The sequence below is a fragment of the Rhodoferax lacus genome (genome assembly GCF_003415675.1).
GTDB classification, from domain to species: Bacteria; Pseudomonadota; Gammaproteobacteria; order Burkholderiales; family Burkholderiaceae_C; genus Allorhodoferax; species Allorhodoferax lacus.
Map to the genome: position 1 here is coordinate 18,690 of NZ_QFZK01000025.1, position 17,345 is coordinate 36,034.

Consider the following 17,345-nt stretch of genomic DNA (forward strand, 5'->3'; position numbering starts at 1 on the left):
TCAGGCGCCAGGTGCCACCCGCTCCCGGGCATAGGCCTGCATGGCCAGGAAGAAAAACAGCACCCCCAGCGCATAGCAGCTGCCAGTGGTGAAGGCCAGCGCATAACGCAGCGACTCGGCTCCGAAGTACGGCACCAGGCTGTCACTCAAGAACCCCACCAGCAAGGGCCCCAGGCCGCCGCCCACCATGGTCATGCCCAGGTTGAAGAAGGCCACCGTGGTGGCGCGGCGGTGCGGCGCCACCAGGTCGGCCAGCACGGTATAAACCGGCGCGGTCCACCAGACAGCCGTCAGGCCAAACAGCACATACCAGCCCACCGCGTGCGGCACCACCATGCTGCCGACGTGCCAGACCTCGCCGGCCGGCATCAGATAAAACGCCAACCCGGTGGGCACCGACAGCACGCAGCCCAGGAGCGGCACGCCCACGCGCCAGCGGGCGTCTCGCCGGGCCAGCCGGTCGCACAGCCAGCCACTGGCCAAGGCACCCACGGCCGCAGCCACACCGCCCAGCAAGCCCATCACGGCACCCGCGCCCTGCAGTGTCATGCCGTGGGAGCGCACCAGGAAGGCCGGCGTCCAGATGCCGATGCCGTAACCGGCAAAGCCCATCATCAGGCCGGCCAGCGTGATGCGCACAAAGGCCCGGGAGGCGCGCAGGTGGCGCACCAGGGTGCCCAGGGATTCCACAGACGCTGCCGCGTCCGCACCGGCCTCCCAGCGGCCACGCGCGGGCTCCACGCCGCTAAAGCGCAGCAACACAGCGGCCACCACACCGGGAATGGCCATCCAGACAAAGGCGGCGCGCCAACCGTGGTGCTGCGCAATCCAGCCGCCCAGCGTCAGCCCGAACAGAATGCCCAGCTGCGGCCCCAGCCAGTACACGCCCATGGCGCGCCCGCGCTGTTGGGGCGGGTAGTGGTCGGCCACCATGGAGAGAGAAGGCGCCGTGCCACCGGCCTCGCCGATAGCCACACCGACGCGCGCCAGGGCCAGCGTCCAGTAGCCCGTCACCATGCCGCACAGCGCCGTCATGCCGCTCCAGGCAGCGCAGCAATAGGCCACAAAGTTGCGCCGGTTGGCGCGGTCGGCGTAGCGGCCAAAGGGAATGGCCAGCACGCTGTAGAACAGCGCAAAGGTCAGGCCACCGAGCACGCCCATGGCGGTGTCCGAGACCTGGAACTCCTGCTTGATCGGCTGCATCAGGATGCCCATGATCTGCCGGTCAATAAAGCTCATGGTGTAGACAAACAGCAGCAGCACCAGGGTGTAGTGGCTGCGCCAACCGTAGGCGGCCCGGGCTGTGGCAGGGGCGTTGGAAGGTGTTGTGGTTTTCATGGGAGCCTATGCGGTGCAGGAGCCACCGTTGAGGGGCAGCACCTGCCCGCTCATCCAGCTCGCTTCGTTGGACACCAGGTAAGCCACGGCAGCGCCCACGTCTTCAGGTGTTCCGGCCCGGCCCACGGCGGTGGTGCGCTTGGCGATCTCGTCGTAGCCAAAGTTGTTCATCGCGCCCAGCGACACCGCATTGGCGTTCACGCCCGAGCGGCCCACCTCGTGCGCCAGGTGGCGCATAAAGCCCAGGGCGGCCGACTTGGCCGCCGCATAGTTGGACAGGCCCATGGGCATGCCCAAACGCCAGGACTCGGAAGTGATGATGACGATGCGGCCAAAGCCGCGCTCGCACATGCCGCCCACCACATGCCGGGTCAGGCCCAGAATGGCGCGCAGGTTGAGGTCGAGCTGGCGCTCAAAGTCTTCATCGCCCAGGTCCTTGAACGGACGCAACGAATTGGGCATGCCCGGGGGCACACCGGCGTTGTTGACCAGGATGTCGATCTCGCCAAACGCACTGCGGGCCGTGGCCACCAGTTGCTCGCGCACCGCGGCCAGCGTGATGTCGCCGGGTGCGGCGCAGACCGTGAAGCCGTCGGCCTGCAAGGCGGCCACCGCTGCTTCGGCGCGCTCCGGGTAGTAGTCGTTGATGACCACACGGGCCCCCTGCTGGCACAGTGCGCGCACCACACCCAGGCCCATGCCCTGGCCGGAACCGGTGACCAAGGCCACGCGGCCGTCTAGTTGAAACATGCTGTCTCCTGTATTGCTTGAATACAGGCAAGCATGCCGCTTGACCCCTGCGCGCGAATACTGCAAACGGACGAGTTCGCAGCAACAAAGCCACCGATAGGTGCGGGGAAAAATCAGCGCCGCGCAGGGCGGCTTGGCAGCAAAAAAATGCGCGCGGGCTAGTCGCGTGTGCCCAGCCAGGCCACGCTGTTGAGGAAGATGCGCACCAGCTCGGTCTGGCGGCGCACACCGGTCTTGGAGAAGATGGAGCGCAGATGGGCCCGCGCCGTGTTGCGCTTGATGCCCAGCAGGTCGGAGGCCTCGTCCAGCGACAGGCCGTTGGCCAGTTCAATGGCCAGCGTGGTCTCGGCCGGGGTCAGTTGAAACAGCTGCTGCGTCAGGCGTACCGGCGGGTGGGCCTGGCCCTCGGCATCGCGCACAAACACCGCCACACTGGGGCGCTGCTTGCCCTCGGTCCATTGGTCAGAGGCAATGCTTTGCACCACCACGCCCCAGCTGTGTCCGCCCGAGGGGCGGCTGATGGCCAGCGCATCGGTGAGCGACATCTTGGCGGCCTTGGGGTGAATCAACGCATCGCGGATCAGGCGCTGCAGCACCCGGTTCTCATTGGGGTAGCTGGCATCGAGCTGACCGCCGGCAATGCGCAGGCCATCGGCCATGTCCAGAATGGCGGTGGCCGCCGGGTTGCACTCAATGACATTGCGGTCCTGGTCCAGCACGATCACCCCCACCATCAGCTGCGCCATGGCATGGCTGTACAGCGAGATGACCTTGCGGTCCTGGTGGATGGACAGGTGCAGGTTGAGCGCGCGCTTGATGTGCGGCAGCAGGCGCCTGCCCAGCGCCAGGTCCTGCGGCGAGAACGGCGGCGCGCTTTCGGGCCGGGTGATGCGAAAACCGTACACCGCACCGCTGCTGACCTCGATATCGGCCGCCATCACGTGGTAAACGCCCAGCGACTTGCACCAGTCCTGGTAGTAGGCCGAGGCCTTCCACTCCGCCTCGGGCAGCACGTCCGCAATGGTGACCAGCCGGTCCGTGGGCATGCCCGTGAACGGGCTCATCATGATGTAGGGGTTGCCCAGGGCGATGCTGCGGTTTTCCTGGGAGTTGGAGACGATCAGGCCAATGTCATCGGCCGAGCCCGGACGCACAATCAGGGACGCAAAATTGCCCTGCAGTTCGTTGCGTATCAGGTCCAGGCAGTTGGTCCAGCCGTTGGGGTCCAGGGCGGCCTCGTACACTGCATCGAGCATGCGGCCAAACTGGTCCAGCGACACCGATGCATCCGCAGGTGCAATGGCTTGCGACCGTGGTGGCCCCTTGGCGTCGGTGGGCGGATTTTTCATGACGGAAGCACGGGCAAGATGGGGAGGTCAGGCAGGATAGCAGACTTGCGGCACGCCGCCATCAATTCAATTCGAACAACCCTGCCGCCCCCATGCCACCACCAATGCACATGCTCACCACCGCATAGCGCACACCCCGGCGGCGCCCCTCCAGCAGGGCGTGGCCCACTAAGCGCGCACCCGACATGCCAAAGGGATGGCCAATGGAGATGGCACCGCCATTCACATTCAAACGTTCATCCGGGATGCCCAGCGTGTCGCGGCAATGGAGGACCTGGCAGGCAAAGGCCTCGTTGATTTCCCACAGGCCAATGTCCTGCACCGTGAGGCCATGGCGCTGCAACAGCTTGGGGATCGCATGGACCGGGCCTATGCCCATCTCATCGGCCGCACATCCGGCCACGGCCACACCGCGGTAGGTGCCCAGCACCGGCAGGCCGCGCCGCTGGGCTTCAGCGGCCGACATCAGCACCGAGGCCGACGCACCGTCCGACAACTGCGAGGCATTGCCTGCGGTGATGAAGGCACCCTCGGCCACCCATTGCCCGTTCTTCCACACCGGTTTGAGTTTGGCCAGGCTCTCGGCCGAGGTGTCGGCGCGGTTGCCTTCGTCCTGCATCAGGGTGACGGTCTCGTTGCCGGTGACGTTGCCCTCTTTGTCAAACAGCTGCTTGCTGGTGGCCAGCGGCACGATCTCCTCGGCAAACCGGCCTGCAGCCTGCGCGGCGGCCACACGCTGCTGGCTCTGCAAGGCGTAGGCGTCTTGCGCCGCCCGCGTGATGCCGTAGCGCTGGCTGACGATTTCGGCCGTCTCAATCATCTGGATGTAGGCCGTGGGGCAGGCCTGCAGCACCGAGGCGGACTGGGCGCGGTAGCTGTTCTTGTGCTTGTTTTGCACCAGCGAGATCGACTCCAGGCCACCGGCCACGGCGATGGTCAGCTCGCCCGCCATGATGCCCTTGGCCGCCGTGGCAATGGCCATGAGGCCGGAGGCGCACATGCGGTCAATCACCATGCCGCCCACGCTCTCGGGCAGGCCCGCGGTGTAGGTGCACAAGCGCCCCAGGTTGTAGCCCTGGTTGCCCTGCTGCGCGGCAATTCCCAGGACGACGTCATCCACCTCGTGTCCGGCAACACCGGCTTTGGCCAACGCGGCGCGGATCACATGGCCACCGAGCACGGGGGCTTCGGTGTCGTTAAAGGCACCGCGATAGGCCTTGCCAATGGGCGTGCGGGCGGTGGAGACAATGACGGCGTCTTGCGGGTTCATGGGGTTTTCATTTCATTCAAAGTAAAGGCGGCTGATGGTGTCCACCACACAGCCGGGTTTGTCGCTGCCTTCGATCTGCACGGTGATGCGCACCACCAGCTGCACACCGCCGTTGGGCAGTGCCTCGGCCGCAGTGATCTGGCCCTGCCCGCGTATGCGCGCATTCACCACAACCGGCGCCGGAAAGCGCACTTTTTCGCAGCCATAGTTCAGGCCCATCTTCAGGCGCTGGAACTGCACCAGCTGCGGCAGGAACAGATTGGCCAGCGACAGCGTCAGGTAGCCATGCGCCACGCACGCACCAAAGGGTCCGCTGGCCGCGCGCTCGGGGTCCACATGGATCCACTGGTGGTCGCCGGTGGCATCGGCAAAAGTGTTGATGCGCGCCTGGCTGACGGTGAGCCAATCGGTCACACCCAGGTCGCGGCCCACGGCACCCAGCAGGGCCGCAGCGGAGTCAAAAGCCTGTGCTGTGCCAGCCATGCTCAGGCCCTTTGCGAGCTGACCGAGACCACCTCACCGGTCATGTAGGAGGAATAGTCGCTGGCCAGAAAGACCATGACGTTGGCAATCTCCCAGGGCTCGGCGCCGCGGCCAAAGGCTTCCTTCTCCGACAACTGCTGCAGCAGTTCCTCAGAAGCAGATTTTTTGAGGAAGGCATGGATGGCAATGGAGGGCGCCACCGCGTTGATGCGCACGCCAAACTCGGCCGCCTCCAGCGCCGCGCAGCGCGTGAGCGCCATCACGCCGGCCTTGGCTGCGGCGTAGTGCGCCTGCTGCTCCTGCGCGCGCCAGCCCAGCACCGAGGCGTTGTTGACAATAACGCCGTGCCCGCGCGGCTGCATCACCTGGAGCGCAGCGCGCGTCATGCGGAAGGTGCCGGTCAGCGTGACATCCAGCACCTTGTGCCACTCGTCGTCTTGCATATCGACAATGCGTTTGCTGGTGCCCAGGCCGGCGTTGTTGACCAGCACATCGATGCCGCCCAGGCGCTCTTCGGCGGCCTGCACCAGCGCATCCACCTGGTCCTGGCGGCTGACATCGCAGAGCTGGCCGTACACCGCCTGCAAGCCGGTGTCCTTCTGGATGGCCGCTACGGCTTCCTGCAGGCGGCGCTCATGCACATCGGACACAAACAGCGCGCGGCAGCCTTCTTCGGCGGCGCGCTTGGCCACGGCAAAGCCGATGCCGGCACCGGCAGCAGCGGTTACCAAAACCGATTTGCCGCGCAGCAGGCCGTGGGCGGGAACGTAGTCAGGGGCGGGTTTCATCGGCGTCGTCTTCAGTCGTTGTAGAGCCACGATGATGGCGCTCGTGCTGCGGCGCCACATCGTCTGCATGGACGATGGGCGCGCGCCGCACACCGTGCGCACGCACTGCGAGGCGGGTCGACAAAGTGCGCGATGAATTGCGCGCGCCGCCTGGCACGCCGCTTAGCGCGGCATGCCCAGTGCGCGCTCGGCCATCAGGTTGAGCTGGATCTCGTTGGTGCCGGCATAAATGGTGTCGGCCCGGCTGGACAGCCAGAGCTGCTGCAGCGACTCGCACACCGCATCGTCCGGCCCCGCCTCGCAGGCACCACCCAGCACGTCCATGGCCAGCTCGCCCAGGTTGCGCCGCCAGTTGGACCAGGCATATTTGGCAATGCTGGCAGCGCGCGCATCGCCCGGTGCGCCGCTCACGCGCAGCGCATGGTCGCGCAGCGTCTGCAGGCCCAGCGCGGCCTGGGCCAGGCGCTGGCGCAGCAGCGGGTCACGCGCCGCGCCATTCGCGCGGGCCACATCCAGCACATCGTCGAGCTCGGCGCGAAAGTGCGCCTGCTGGCCCAGGGTGGAGGCACCGCGTTCGCAGCCCAGCAGGTACATGGCCACGGCCCAGCCCTGGCCGGGCGCGCCCAGGTGCAAGCTGCCCTCGGTGCGGGCGCCGTCAAAAAACACTTCGTTGAATTCGCTGCCGCCGGTGATCTGTTTGATCGGGCGCAGGCTCACGCCGCATTGGCGCAGCGGCACCAGCAGCAGCACCAGGCCCTTGTGGCGCACCGAGTCGGGCTCGCAGCGCGCCAGCACAAAAATCCAGTCCGACTCATGGGCCCAGGAGGTCCAGACCTTCTGGCCATCAATCACCCAGTCGCCACTGTCAGGGTCCAGGCGCGCGCGGGTGCGCACGGCGGCCAGGTCGGAGCCGGCGCCCGGCTCGGAATAGCCCTGCGCCCAGTAACTGGTGCCCGCCAGAATGCCGGGCAAAAAACGCTGCTGCTGCGCAGGCGTGCCGTGGGCAATCAGGGTGGGCGCCAGCAGGGTTTCACCAATATGGCCCAACCGCCCGGGGCCGCCGCAGCGCACATACTCTTCATGGAAAACGATTTGCTGGCCCAGCGGCAGGTCGCGCCCGCCATGGGCTTGCGGCCAGCCCAGGCCGGTCCAGCGGCCCACTGCCAGCTGCTGCTCCCAGCGCTTGGCCAGCGCGGCATCGTAGCCCGGCGCGCCCAGACCGGCGGCACCCCGCAGCGCTGCAAATTCTCCGCACAGGTGCTCTGCCATCCAGGCCTGCACCTCGGCGCGAAAGCCCTGTTCGGCAGCCGTCTCTTGCACGTTCATGGGTGGGCCTCCGCCAGGGGTTTTTCATCCAGCAATTGCACTGCGACCTGCTCGCACCACCAGCTCACGGGCCCCAGGCGCTGGCTGGCCAGCTGCGCGCGGCGCAGGAACAAATGGGGATCAAATTCCCAGGTGAAGCCCATGCCGCCATGTAGCTGTATGGCCTCACGCGAGCAGTACAGGGCGGCCTGTGTGGCCTCCATGCGGGCCTGGGCCGCATGCAGCAGCAGCACTGCAGCGGCGGGCTCGGTGTCGGCCACGGCCGCAGCACCATAGACGGCGGAGCGGGCCTGCTCCAGGGCCACCAGCATCTGCGCACAGCGGTGCTTGACGGCCTGGAAGCCGGCAATGGATTTGCCAAACTGCACGCGCTGCGCGGTGTAGGCCAAGGTGAGGTCCAGGCAAGCCTGCGCCACGCCCACTTGCTCGGCGGCCAGTGCAATCGCGCCCAGGCAACGGGCGCGCTGCCAGGCCTGGTCCAGCGCGGGGCCACGGGCCAGGCAAGCGGTGGCGGGAAGTTGCACATCGGTGGCGCGCACGTTGGCACTGCGGCGCGTGGCGTCCACTGCCTGCAGCGGCTGCAGGCTCAAGCCTTGTGCATCGGCCGGCATGGCGAACAACAGACACTCCCCCAGCGCGGTGTGTGCGGGCAGCAGCAGGACATCGGCCAGATGCGCCGAGCCCACGGCGGGCCAGTAGCCGCTGAGTAGCCAGCCTGCGCCATTGGCGATGGCGCGTGCACTCGCACTCGCACTCGCACTCGGAATGGCGTTGGCGTTGGCGTTAGCACTTGCACACGCCGCCCACTGGAGGTCGGCATCCGGTTGCGCCATGGCCACTGCCAACATCTGCTCGCCACTGGCCAGGCTGCCCAGCAGTGCCGCGGTCTGCGCGCTGCCGGGCAGGCTGCGCAGCAGGCTGGCAGCCAGGGCTACGCTGTCAAAGAAAGGGATGCAGGCCAGGTGGCGGCCCAGTTGCTCTTGCAGCAGGGCCAGCTCTACCAGGCCCAGCCCCAGGCCGCCAGCGTCTTCGGGCAGGTGCACACCGCACCAGCCCATGGCGGCCACTTCCTGCCACAGGGCGCGGTCACAACCGTCACCCGTTTCACTGGCTACGCGCACCTTCGCCAACGTGCTGGAGCTTGCCAGAAAAGCCACTGCGCTATCGACGATGAGTTGCTGCTCGTCGCTCAGTGCCAGGTCCATGGTCCGTCCTTCAGGTTCCGTATACTTTTTGCGCTGGTACGCCCTGCTGCACCAAATGGTCCACCACCGCAGTCAGCTCAGACGGGTTCCAGCGTGCGCCCTTGTCGCGGATGCTGCCGGTGCGCCAGCCATCGGCCAGGGACAGCTCGCCTCCCTTGGCTTCAAAACAGCGCCCGCTCACATGGCCGGACAGTGTGCTGCCCAACCAGACCACAATGGAGGCCACATTCATCGGGTCCCACACGTCAAAGCCATCCAGGGGCTTTTTCACCATGTCGGGCATACCGGCTTCGGTCATGGCGGTGCGCGCGGCCGGTGCCAGGCAATTCACGGTGATGCCGTAGCGCCCCAGCTCGGCCGCCTGCACCAGGGTCAGGCCGGCAATGCCGGCTTTGGCAGCGGCATAGTTGCTTTGGCCGATGGAGCCCTGCAGGCCCGCGCCGGAGCTGGTGTTGATGATGCGGGCGTCCACCGGGTTGCCGGCCTTGGCCAGGTCGCGCCAGCGCCGCCCCAGCACGTTGGCCAGGCAGAAGTGGCCCTTGAGGTGCACGCGTATCACAGCGTCCCAGTCGCCTTCGGTTAGCGACAGGAACATGCGGTCGCGCAGGATGCCGGCGTTGTTGACCAGCACATGCACTTCGCCAAACGCGGCCAGTGCCGCATTGACGATGTCCTGCGCCCCGGCCACGCTGGTGATGTCACCGCCATTGGCCAGTGCCCGGCCACCCAGTGCTGTAACTTCATCGGCCACGGCCTGCGCGGCCTCCAGGCGAACATCGTTGACGACGATGTTGGCGCCCTCGGCCGCAAAGGCCAGCGCATAGGCGCGCCCCAGGCCGCCGCCGGCACCGGTGATGAGAACGGTGCGTTGTGTGCAAATACCCATGTTTACAGTCTTTCAATAATGGTGACGTTGGCCTGGCCGCCGCCTTCGCACATGGTCTGCAGGCCGTAGCGCCCGCCAGTGCGTTCGAGTTCATGCAGCAGCGTGGTCATCAGCTTGGCGCCCGAGGCGCCCAGCGGGTGGCCCAGCGCGATGGCGCCGCCATTGACGTTGGTGCGCGCGGGGTCGCAGCCGGTTTCTTGGAGCCAGGCCATGACCACTGAGGCAAAGGCTTCGTTGATTTCCACCCTGTCTATATCGCCGATCTGCATGCCGACTTTTTTGAGCGCACGGGCGGTGGCGGCAATGGGGGCGGTGAGGTGCCAGATGGGGTCGTCCCCCAGCACGCTGAGGTGGTGTATGCGGGCGCGCGGTGTGAGGCCGTAGCGCTTGAGCGCGGCTTCGGACACCACCAGCACGGCGGCTGAGGCGTCACAGGTGGAGCTGGACACGGCCGCGGTGATGCCGGGGTAGGCGGCATCGACAGGCGCCAGCGTGGCCATTTTTTCCAGCGTGCTGGCGCGTGCGGTTTCGTCCATGGTGAACAGGGTTCCATCGGGCAGCGTGTAGGGCACCACCTCGCGGTCGAAGCGGCCTTCTGCGATGGCATGCAGGGCGCGGTCGTGGCTTTGCTTGGCAAACACTTCCATGTCGGCGCGCGACAGTTTCCAGTGGTCGGCAATGCGTTGCGCGGCATAAAACTGGTTGACCGGCGCGTTGCCAAAGCGGGCCTGCCAGCCCAGGCTTTCGGCAAAGGGGGTGCTAAAGCCCAGCGGCTGCCCGGCCAGCATGGCCGAAGAAATGGGGATGGCGCTCATGGTCTGCACGCCACCGGCCAGCACCACGTCCTGGGTGCCGCTCATCACCGCCTGCGCTGCAAAGTGCACCGCCTGCTGCGAGGAGCCGCACTGCCGGTCAATGGTGGTGCCCGGCACGGTCAGCGGCATGCCTGCGGCCAGCCAGGAGGTGCGGGCAATGTCGCCGGCCAGCGCGCCAATGGTGTCCACGCAGCCAAAGATCACGTCGTCGTATTCATCGGCGGGGATGGTGTTGCGCCCGACGATGGCGCGTATCACATGGGCGCCGAGGTCGGCGCCGTGCACGGCTGCCAGGGAGCCCTTGCGCTTGCCGGTGGGCGAGCGCAGGGCGTCGACGATAAAAGCTTCTGCCATAAGAGGTGGGGTCCGGGTTGGTTCTGACGGGGGCCAGTTAAAGAGGGGCCGCTATTGGGGGGCCAGGGGCGTGGACTGAAAAGTGGCGCCAGGCCCCAGCAGGTGCGGAGACAGCAGCAGAGCGGCCAGGCGTGTCTGGTGGAAGGCGCGGTCGCCCCAGGCGGCATCGAGCGCCCAGGCGCGCTTCATGAACATCTGCAAATCAACCTCCCAGGTGTAGCCCATGGCGCCGTGCACCTGGATGCCCTTGCGCGCGGCGATCCAGGCCGCGTCACTGCAGGCCAGCTTGGCGTGCGCTACGCGCACTTCCAGGTCTTTGCTGGCCGCGTCCAGCGCGGCCACGGCGCGGTACAGCACCGGCTTGGCAAATTCAATTTTGGTGACCACATCGGCCAGGTGGTGCTTGACCGCCTGGAAGGAGCCAATAGGCTTGCCGAACTGCTTGCGCTGCGCGGCATAGTCCACCGACAAATCCAGCATGCGCTGGGCCAGGCCCACCATCTGCCCGGCCACGCACAGGGCGCCGCGCGCCAGTGCCAAGTCCCACAGGGCTTGTCCGCTGGCGCCATCGGCGGCGAGCGTGTCCGCCGAGGGCTGACACTGCACGGTGGCCAGGCGGCGTGAGGCATCAATGCTGCGCAGCGGCGTGATCTGCACCGCACTGCCGGGCACGGCGTGCAGCTCCAGACCCTGCGCGCTGGCATGGGGCAGCAGCAGCAGGTCGGCCAGGTGGGCATCGGCCACCCAGGGGTTGACCGGGTGGCCCACGGCGATGCGGCAGCTGCCCTCCACAATGCGCGGCAGCCAGGTGCTGCGCAGTGCGTGGCCAAGCGGCAGGCCGGTGAGCATGCCCGCGGCAATACAGGCGGTGTCGGCCAACGAGTCGGGGATGGCGTAGTAACCCAGTTCCTGCGTCATCAGGGCCCAATCCATATCGCCCAGGCCCAGGCCGCCTTCAGCCTCGGGCACCGACAGGCCGGTGAGGCCCTGCTCGGCAATCTGGCGGCGCAACTCGGGCGAACGCCCGGCATCGGTCTCCCAGACCTCGCGCAGGGTTTCCGGCGCGGCCTCGGTCATCAGGAGGCGGCTGACCGAATCGCGCAGTGCGATCTGCTCATCGCTGAGGGTGAAGTCCATGGTGTGCTCCGCTTAGGATTTGGGCAGGCCAAGCACGCGCTCGGCAATGATGTTGCGCTGGATCTCGTTGCTGCCGGCATAGATGGGGCCGGCCTGCGCGAACAAAAATCCTTCCAGCCAGTCGTGCACCTCGGGGTCGTCCACCAGCTCGGCGCGCGGGCCCAGGATGCGCATGGCGGTTTCGTGCAGCTGCAGGTCCAGCTCGGACCAGAAGATCTTGTTGGTGCTGGACTCGGCGCCAATGGTGGCACCCCGGTTGAGCCGGCCCACCGTGTGGTAGCTCGACAAGGTGTAGGCCTCGGCCCCCATCCAGGCGCGCAGCACGGCGTCGCGGATGGAGGGGTCGCGGTCGGCGCTGGCCTGGTGCTTGCGGTAGAGCTGCACCAGTTTTTGCGCGCTGCGCTGAAAGCGCGCGGGTGAGCGCAGCAGCAGGCCGCGCTCAAAACCGGCGGTGGCCATGGCCACGTTCCAGCCCTGGCCTTCCTCGCCCAGCAAATGGTCCAGCGGCACTTTGACGTCGTCAAAAAACACCTCGGCAAAGGCCTGCTTGCCGTTGAGGGCGCGTATGGGGCGCACCGTGATGCCGGGCGCATCCAGCGGCACCAGCATGTAGGACAGGCCGTGGTGGCGGCTGGACGCCGGGTCGCTGCGGAACAGGCCAAACAGCCAGTTGGCAAACAGGGCGCGGGTGGACCAGGTCTTCTGGCCATTGAGCACGTAGTGGTCGCCCTCGCGGATGGCGCGGCTGCTGATGGCGGCCATGTCGGAGCCGGCGTTGGGCTCGCTCCAGCCCTGCGCCCACATGTGCTCGCAGCGCGCCATGCGGGGCAGAAAGCGCGCCTTCTGTTCGGGCGTGCCAAATTCCATCAGCGTGGGGCCCAGCAGCAGGATGCCGTTCTGGTTGACGCGCTGGGGCGCATCCAGCGCCCAGTATTCTTCTTCAAAGATCAGCCACTCGATCAGGCCGCAACCGCGCCCGCCCAGCTCCTTGGGCCAGGTGATGCTGCTCCAACCGCCTTCGGCCAGTGTGGCCTCCCACAGGCGGTGCTGCTCAAAGCCCTCGCGGGTGTCGTAGCTGGCAAAGGCCTGGCGTGGCACGTGGGTGTGCAGCCAGTCACGCACTTCCTGGCGAAAGGCCTGTTGTGCCGGGGTGTAGTTCAGGTCCATGCTTGTGCTTCCGTCTAAAACTTGGCTTCGCGCTTGTCGACAAAGGCAGCGCGCGTGGCCGCCGAATCCGGGCTCATGTAGGCCTGCAGGGTGAAGCCCTGCTCCCAGCGGTACTGGTCTTCCAGGTTGGCGGGCTCGATGCCGGTGAGGGCCTCCTTGGCGATGCGGATCATGGCCGGGCTCTTGGCGGCAATGCGCTCGGCAATGGCCATGGCCGTCTCGCGCAGCTGCGCGCGTGGCACCACGCGCTCGACTGCGCCCAGGCGATGGGCTTCCTGCGCGCCAATCATCTCGCCGGTAAAAAACAGGTAGCGCGTTTTCTGCACGCCAAACATGCGCTGCAGATGGGCCGCACCGCCCATGGCGCCACGGTCCACTTCGGGCAGGCCGAAGCTGGCGTCGTCGGCGGCAATGACGATGTCGGCCGCGCCGCAGATGCCAATGCCCCCGCCCAGCACAAAGCCGTGCACGGCGGCAATCACCGGTACCTTGTTCAGGTGCACGGCCTTGAAGGTGGCGTAGTTGCCGGCGTTGACCGAAACGATGAGCTTGTCATTGGCGGCCAGCTCCTTGATGTCCACCCCGGCGCAAAAGCCGCGGTTCTCGGCACGGATGACGATCACGCGCACAGCTTCGCGCTCGCCCAGGCTGGCGATCTCGGCGGCCAGGCCGTGCCAACCGGCGGCGTTGAGGGCGTTGACCGGGGCGCGGTCAATCACGACCTCGGCCACGCCGTTGCTGTGCAGGGTGGAGTGAAATTGGGATGGGGATGTCATGGTGGGATCTTTCAGGCGGCCTGGACGGCGAGCTGGTTCAAAGCCAGGCGGCGCGCGCGCGCCTGGGTGACGATGCCCTGGATCACCTGCTCGCAGCTGTCCAGGCGCCCTATCAATGCGGCCACCTGGCCGGCCGACATCACGCCCTCGGCGGGCAAACCGTCGACCATGGAGCGCTGCAGCAGCATGGGGGCGTTGGAGGCCATCACGGTCTGGGCCACGCTGGCCGGGTCTTCGCGCAGGGCTTGCCACAGCACGCCCCAGGCGTGCTGCAGGGTCATGCCCGTCTGGGCCTTGTATTGCAGGGCCAGTCCCACGGCCAGACGCAGGCGCTTGAGGGGCGAGGCCTTCTCCAGCATGGCCAGGTATTCGTTAGGAATCATGCGCTGGGGCATGCCGTCCACCAGGTGCGAGATCTGGATTTTTTCCGCATCCCGCACGGCCAGGTAGCGCGCCAGCGTGGCACCGGGGATGCCGGAGTCGTTGGTCATCAAAAAGCGCGTGCCCATGGCAATGCCCTGGGCCCCATAGGCCAGTGCCGCCAGCAGGCCGCGGCCATCGTAAAAACCACCGGCGGCAATCACCGGCACCTGCACCGCATCCACCACCTGGGGCAACAGCACGGTGGTGGGCACCGAGCCGGTGTGGCCACCGCCCTCGCCGCCCTGCACGGTGATGGCGTTGGCCCCCATCTCGATGGCTTTTTGCGCATGCTTGAGCGCGCCCACGGTGGGCATGCAGACAATGCCGGCATCGCGCAGACGCCCGATGACCTTTTTGTCCGGCCCGCGCCCGTAGCTCACGGCGCGCAGGCGGTGCTTCACAGCCAGGTCCAACAGCTGCTGCGCGTTGGGCTGGAACATGTGGAAATTGAGGCCAAAGGGGCGGTCGTCGGTGATGGTGCGCACACGCAGGATCTCGGCCTCGATCTGGTCGGCCGCAATGGTGGCGCCAGCCAGAAAGCCAAAGCCCCCGGCCTGCGTGGTGGCAGCCACCAGCGAGGAGCCGGCCACCCAGCCCATGGCGGTCTGGATGATGGGGTACTGGCAGCCCAGCAGTTCGCACAGCGGGGTTCTGAAATCGGTGTCGCTCATCGGGTGTCGCTCATGGAGTCTGGTTCAAGGGGTGTCGTTCTTTTTGTTGGCTGCCACCATGGAGCGCGCATCGTGCCCACCCAGCGTGCCCGCACCCAGCACCTGGCTTTGGGCGTGGGCAAACTGGTGGTAGCCAAAGGCCATGTCCATGCTGCTGCGCAGGCCCTGCAGCTCCTCGATGCGGTTGATCACGGTCTTGGTGAGAGCCAGCCCCAGGCGGGGCTGCTGCGCCATGCGGGTGGCGATGGCATCGGTCTGCGCCTGCAGCTCAGTGCGCGGCACCACGCGGTTGACCATGCCCATCTGGTAGGCGCGCTCGGCCGTCATGCGCTCCCCCAGAAACAGGAACTCCTTGGCAATGCGCGGATTGAGTTCGTGCACATGGGCAAAGTACTCCACGCCGGGAATGCCCATGCGCACCACCGGGTCCTGGAAGAAGGCGTCATCGCTGGCAATGATCAGGTCGCAAATCCAGGCCAGCATCAGGCCCCCGGCAATGCAGCCGCCCTGCACCATGGCAATGGTGGGCTTGGGGATGTCGTGCCAGCGGCGGCACATGCCCAGGTAGACCTCCTGCTCGCGTGCAAACAGCTGCTCGGCGCCGGGCTTGTTGGTGTGGTCCCACCACAGGCTGCTGCGCTCAAAGGGCTTGTTGATGTCGCGCCCCGGCGTGCCGATGTCATGGCCGGCGCTGAAGTGCTTGCCCTCGCCGCGCAGCACGATGACCTTGACACTGTCGTCATCGGTGGCGCGGCGGAAGGCCGCATCCAGCGCGTAGGTCATCTGCGAGTTTTGCGCGTTGTGGAAGGCGGGCCGGTTCATGGTCAGCGTGGCCACGCCGTCCTGGCTGGTGTAGAGCACCGGCTCGGCGGTCTCGTACACCGACTGATCTTCCCGCTGTACAAAGCCGTCGGTGTTGGGGTCCGTGCTGTCGTTTGCCATGCTGAGCTAGCCCAGTGCCGAGGCACGCAGGTTGTGGGGGTCCAGGCGCGCCAACAGGGCCAATTGCGCGGGCGTGGGGTCGGGCGTTTGGGGGATGTGGTCGGGCAGATGCAGCGGGAAGCCAGTGGCCTCCTGCACCTGCGCGGCGGTGACGCCCGGGTGCAGCGAGACCAGGCGCGCCTGGTGTGCGGGCCCACCAAAATCCAGCACGCACAGGTTGGTGAAGATGCAGCGGATGTCGATCTCGTCCAGGCTCCAGCCGCGCGCCAGGCGCGCCGGGTTGTAGCCCACCGAGGCCACCATGTCCACCTCGCCAGACACCAGCACCTTGGTGCTGTGGTTGGGCACAAAGAAGGAGTTGGCGTGGTTGATGGAGTTGCCCGGAAAGCCGCGCACGCCCAGCATCATGGATTTGGGCTTGTCGTAGTCCGCACCCACCATGGAGATGTTGGCCTGGCCAAAGCGGTCGATCTGCGTAGGGCCCACCATGGCGTGGCGCTTGCCACCCCAGACGTTGTCAAAAATGCGCGAGAAGCCCATCCAGGTTTCGCGCTGCGGCACATAGCCTTTGCGCGGCCCCACGGGCACCGGCTCGCTGACCAGCCAGGCCTCGGAGTCGGTCATCATCAGGTCGGTATTGATGGACACCATGCACAGCGATGCGGCCAGCCGGGCCACCACACCAATGCCGGTGGCCAGCACCTCGCCATCGTCCTTCCAGGCCTGCGCGGCTGCGCAGATGACCCGGTCTACCAGGGTTGTTTCAGTCATACCGTACCCGTTCAAAATACCGGCAGTGGCAACTTGCGCACTGCGTCTGTTCCACCCACCCGCTCCAGGTAGTCCTGCTCGCTGCAGTCCACATAGCGCTCGGCATATTTCTGCCAGCCACCGGGCTCCTTGGCGCTGGCGGCGTATTCCTTGAAGTGCTGCACGTCAAAGCCGTACAGCGGGTCGCAGGAGCTGGGGTGCGCGCCGCAGGGCAGGTGCACCACGCCGGTGGTCTCGGAGCGTTCCCAGTAGACGTGGCGGGCCTCGTCGCCCTGGGCGAAGTAGCTGCTGTCCACCAGCTCATCGCAGCTCACAAAGGTGTTGCGGGAGGCACGGGCAAACAGGTCGTCCATGTACATGTCCGGGCCCTTGATCTGGCAGACGCCGCGCGCATCGGCCCGGTCCACGTGCAGCAAGGCCACATCCAGCGGCAGGGCCGGCATGGCCACCCAGTCCTTGCGGTCGTAGGGCGAGGCCACCAGCGCAATGCCAGGGTTGCGTTTGAGCACATCGGTGCCCAGGCCCACGCGGGTGGGGATGTAGGGCACGCGCATGCCAGCAGCCTTGAGGCCCAGCATGAACAGGCCCTCGTCAATTTCCATGACCTCGATGGCGCCGCTCTGGCGCGCCATGCGGAAGTAGGGCTCCAGGGGAATGAAGTCCAGCGACACAAAGGCAAAAATCAGTTTTTTGACCTTGCCGGCCGCGCACAGCATGCCCACATCGGCACCACCGTAGGACACCACGGTGAGGTCTTTGAGGGGAGAGCGCAGGATCTCGCGCACCAGGGCCATGGGCTTGCGCCGCGGGCCCCAGCCGCCAATGCCCACGGTCATGCCGTCCTTCATCTGCGCGACCACATCGGCCGCACGCATTTGCTTGTTGGACATGGGG

The 17,345-nt window shown here is 66.7% G+C and carries 18 protein-coding genes; all 18 read right to left on the reverse strand.

From position 1 onward, the window contains the following. The 18 genes from DIC66_RS20685 to DIC66_RS20765 all read right to left on the reverse strand — a co-directional run bounded on the left by DIC66_RS20685 (position 1) and on the right by DIC66_RS20765 (position 17,341). Complete coding sequence (locus tag DIC66_RS20685) at positions 1–1,338, reverse strand: spinster family MFS transporter (protein ID WP_117180081.1); 1,338 nt, start codon at positions 1,336–1,338, stop codon at positions 1–3. A 6-nt stretch (positions 1,339–1,344) separates the two neighbouring features. After that, positions 1,345–2,088, reverse strand: a complete 744-nt coding sequence (locus DIC66_RS20690; protein ID WP_117180082.1) for an SDR family NAD(P)-dependent oxidoreductase — start codon at positions 2,086–2,088, stop codon at positions 1,345–1,347. Between the two features lie 158 nt (positions 2,089–2,246). Then, positions 2,247–3,437 (reverse strand): helix-turn-helix transcriptional regulator, encoded by a 1,191-nt coding sequence (locus DIC66_RS20695; RefSeq protein WP_117180083.1) that lies wholly within the window; start codon positions 3,435–3,437, stop codon positions 2,247–2,249. A 61-nt stretch (positions 3,438–3,498) separates the two neighbouring features. After that, complete coding sequence (locus DIC66_RS20700) at positions 3,499–4,707, reverse strand: acetyl-CoA C-acyltransferase (protein ID WP_117180084.1); 1,209 nt, start codon at positions 4,705–4,707, stop codon at positions 3,499–3,501. Positions 4,708–4,719: 12 nt separating this feature from the next. Continuing rightward, entirely contained in the window at positions 4,720–5,190 is a 471-nt protein-coding gene (locus DIC66_RS20705) for a MaoC family dehydratase (protein ID WP_117180085.1), read from the reverse strand. A gap of 2 nt (positions 5,191–5,192) precedes the next feature. Next, positions 5,193–5,978 (reverse strand): SDR family oxidoreductase, encoded by a 786-nt coding sequence (locus DIC66_RS20710; RefSeq protein WP_117180086.1) that lies wholly within the window; start codon positions 5,976–5,978, stop codon positions 5,193–5,195. Beyond that, entirely contained in the window at positions 5,962–6,102 is a 141-nt protein-coding gene (locus DIC66_RS23180; RefSeq protein ID WP_158558968.1) for a hypothetical protein, read from the reverse strand. Before DIC66_RS23180 ends, DIC66_RS20710 begins: the two co-directional genes overlap by 17 nt. Positions 6,103–6,140: 38 nt before the next feature. Further along, positions 6,141–7,304 carry an acyl-CoA dehydrogenase family protein gene (locus DIC66_RS20715; protein WP_117180087.1) on the reverse strand — a complete coding sequence of 388 codons (1,164 nt, stop codon included), beginning with the start codon at positions 7,302–7,304 and terminating at the stop codon, positions 6,141–6,143. Next, positions 7,301–8,509, reverse strand: coding sequence for an acyl-CoA dehydrogenase family protein (locus DIC66_RS20720; protein WP_117180088.1), 1,209 nt, complete (start codon positions 8,507–8,509; stop codon positions 7,301–7,303). The genes DIC66_RS20715 and DIC66_RS20720 overlap by 4 nt, the downstream gene beginning before the upstream one ends. A gap of 10 nt (positions 8,510–8,519) precedes the next feature. Beyond that, the gene (locus tag DIC66_RS20725) at positions 8,520–9,395 is read right to left on the reverse strand and encodes an SDR family oxidoreductase (protein WP_117180089.1); all 876 of its coding nucleotides are present in this window, start codon (positions 9,393–9,395) and stop codon (positions 8,520–8,522) included. A gap of 2 nt (positions 9,396–9,397) precedes the next feature. Next, positions 9,398–10,564, reverse strand: a complete 1,167-nt coding sequence (locus tag DIC66_RS20730; RefSeq protein WP_117180090.1) for an acetyl-CoA C-acetyltransferase — start codon at positions 10,562–10,564, stop codon at positions 9,398–9,400. Between the two features lie 51 nt (positions 10,565–10,615). Beyond that, on the reverse strand, positions 10,616–11,701 hold the full coding sequence (locus DIC66_RS20735) for an acyl-CoA dehydrogenase family protein (RefSeq protein ID WP_117180091.1): 1,086 nt from the start codon (positions 11,699–11,701) through the stop codon (positions 10,616–10,618). A 12-nt stretch (positions 11,702–11,713) separates the two neighbouring features. After that, the gene (locus DIC66_RS20740; protein WP_117180092.1) at positions 11,714–12,868 is read right to left on the reverse strand and encodes an acyl-CoA dehydrogenase family protein; all 1,155 of its coding nucleotides are present in this window, start codon (positions 12,866–12,868) and stop codon (positions 11,714–11,716) included. A 14-nt stretch (positions 12,869–12,882) separates the two neighbouring features. Then, positions 12,883–13,644 carry an enoyl-CoA hydratase family protein gene (locus tag DIC66_RS20745; RefSeq protein WP_117180093.1) on the reverse strand — a complete coding sequence of 254 codons (762 nt, stop codon included), beginning with the start codon at positions 13,642–13,644 and terminating at the stop codon, positions 12,883–12,885. Between the two features lie 11 nt (positions 13,645–13,655). After that, positions 13,656–14,738 (reverse strand): NAD(P)H-dependent flavin oxidoreductase, encoded by a 1,083-nt coding sequence (locus tag DIC66_RS20750; RefSeq protein WP_117180094.1) that lies wholly within the window; start codon positions 14,736–14,738, stop codon positions 13,656–13,658. A gap of 24 nt (positions 14,739–14,762) precedes the next feature. Next, positions 14,763–15,680, reverse strand: a complete 918-nt coding sequence (locus tag DIC66_RS20755) for an enoyl-CoA hydratase (protein ID WP_117180095.1) — start codon at positions 15,678–15,680, stop codon at positions 14,763–14,765. A gap of 6 nt (positions 15,681–15,686) precedes the next feature. Next, positions 15,687–16,451, reverse strand: a complete 765-nt coding sequence (locus tag DIC66_RS20760; protein ID WP_117180096.1) for a CoA-transferase subunit beta — start codon at positions 16,449–16,451, stop codon at positions 15,687–15,689. Positions 16,452–16,462: 11 nt separating this feature from the next. Then, entirely contained in the window at positions 16,463–17,341 is an 879-nt protein-coding gene (locus DIC66_RS20765) for a CoA transferase subunit A (RefSeq protein WP_117180097.1), read from the reverse strand. Positions 17,342–17,345 lie beyond the last annotated feature (4 nt).